Here is a 2,079-nt window from a genome sequence, read left to right on the forward strand (position 1 = left end):
CGGTGGCATGGGCAACGCAAACGCGACAGCTGGGCCGTTTGTGGAAAGAGGTGCCGTGGCTCATCGGACTGGCCATGTCTGTGGCGGCAGCTGGTTGGTGGTACATCGCTGCCGAACTGAAGACGCCGGGCTTCATTGACTATTTCATCGTAGGGGAACATTGGCACCGCTTCGTCACCCCAGGGTGGTCGGGCGACCGTTACGGTTTCGCCCACGCCTTCGCTCCGGGCACGATCTGGGTCTTCGCACTGGTGGCGACGCTCCCGTGGCCGCTGGTGCTGCTTGCGGTCGCCCTCGACCGCCGGAGGGCCACGGCTGACCCGTTCAACGAGGAAACCGACCGGCGTTCGTGGCGTCTCTACCTGGCCTGCTGGTCGCTCGCCCCTTTGGTGTTCTTCACAGCCGCGCGCAACATCATCCTGCCGTATGCCCTGCCTGCCTTACCGGCGATGGCCCTGTGGGCCAGCCAATGGTTGCGCGGCCGCGTCGGAGCCGAACGCATGAATGCCTGGATCGTCGCAGGCCTCGTGTTTTCGATAAGCAGCACGCTGGTGACCGCTATTGAGGCCGAACGCGCCGGCACCTTCAGCAACAACTCCGCCAAGGCTGTCGTTGGCGTTTGGGCAGCCCATCGACATCAAGGCACCGAACCGTTGGTGTTCGTCACGGAACGCATGCACTCGGCATCGTTCTACAGCGGCGGCCGTGCGGAGTTCGCGAGCAGCGCCGCAGAGGCCCTGCAGCGCGTCGCCGCGAGTGGCGGATTCGTCGTGCTCCGGCAAGAGGACACTGACAGCCTTGCTCGATTCAACTGTGTCGCGGAGCGAAACTCGGTCGGTGGGTTCACTTTGCTGCACCTGCATCCGCCCCCACCGGAAAATGGTGGCCAGCCGCCTTGCGCGAATGCTGCGGCCGACAGCGACATCTACCGAGGGCCACACCGTGCTCCGCCGTTGCACGCGCCTGGCCGGACAATCCGCTGAGCAGATTCAAGAATTCGAAGCGGCCCCACACGCGGACGCTCCGGTTGGAGTCGGCATCCCCGGGTTCCGGAGGGAACTTGAACTAATTTCCTGCGGCTAGAAAGAGCGGCGCGCGTTCAGGCTCAGCGGACGGAGCCGCGTGCTGAATCGGCCCGATTGAACAAGACGAGCATCAGCGCGAACCATGCGGCGCCCGCGGCAAAGCCGGCCACTACATCGCTTGCGAAATGCGCGCCCAGGTAGATGCGGCTGAAGCCGACCCAACCTGTCATCGCAGCCGCCACCGCCCACACACCTACCCTCGCCTGCCAACGAGGCAACCGATCGCACCACCACAGCGCGAGCAGGCCGTAGAAGACCGCGGCCGCCATGCTGTGCCCGCTCGGGAAACTGTAGCTGTGCAGCTCGGCCGCATACGCACTGAAGGCCGGCCGCGGCCGCATGAAAATCTGCTTCAGCCCGCTGTTGACCAACGCCTCGCCCAGCATCGTCGTCGCGAACACGATGGCCCAAGGCCGATCATTCAGCGACCACAGCACCAACACCACGACCGACGACAACAGCGTCAACCCTAGCGTTCCATGCACGGCACTCACGAAGGCCATCGGCGCATGCACCCACGGTGACGGGTCGGCCTGCAGAGCAAGGCCCAGCCACAGGTCGACGTTCACGAACGAGTGCGTGTGCAGCGCCGAGTGCGCGACGGCCGCAAAGAGCAGCGCAGCAACCGCCAGCACCAGCAACGGGACGGACACGCGCCGCCGCCACGGGGCAGCGCGCATTGGGAGGAAGAGTGAATGCGAGACCATCACGAGCGAGACATCAGGTGGAAGGAAGCGCGGCAGAAGGCAGCGCCTGCGGATGCGGCGCCGCCCAGCGGTCGAACACAAGGTAGAGCACTGGCGTGACGAGCAGCGTCACGACCTGCGAGAACAGCAGCCCGCCGACGATCGAAACGCCCAGCGGCTGGCGCAGCTCGCCGCCGGCGCCCCAGCCCAGCGCGAGCGGCAGCGCGCCCATCAGCGAGCACAGCGTCGTCATCATGATCGGGCGGAAGCGCAGCTCGCAGGCCCGCACGATCGCGTCGTGCGCGCCC

The 2,079-nt window shown here is 66.0% G+C and carries 2 protein-coding genes and 1 pseudogene; 1 reads left to right on the top strand and 2 read right to left on the bottom strand.

Features of this window, described 5'->3' with window-relative positions; genetic code table 11:
* Positions 1–983, top strand: a pseudogene (locus AC1D15_RS28835) (hypothetical protein); the annotation flags it as partial.
* 122 nt (positions 984–1,105) lie between these two features.
* Here AC1D15_RS28835 and AC1D15_RS28840 read toward each other — a convergent pair.
* A complete protein-coding gene (locus tag AC1D15_RS28840; protein ID WP_477828716.1) occupies positions 1,106–1,738 on the bottom strand; it encodes a phosphatase PAP2 family protein in 633 nt (210 codons plus the stop codon).
* A 67-nt stretch (positions 1,739–1,805) separates the two neighbouring features.
* A partial coding sequence (locus AC1D15_RS28845; RefSeq protein WP_477828717.1) for an efflux RND transporter permease subunit occupies positions 1,806–2,079 on the bottom strand: 274 nt, incomplete at its 5' end.

It is taken from the genome of Rhizobacter sp. P2_H2 (genome assembly GCF_056403375.1).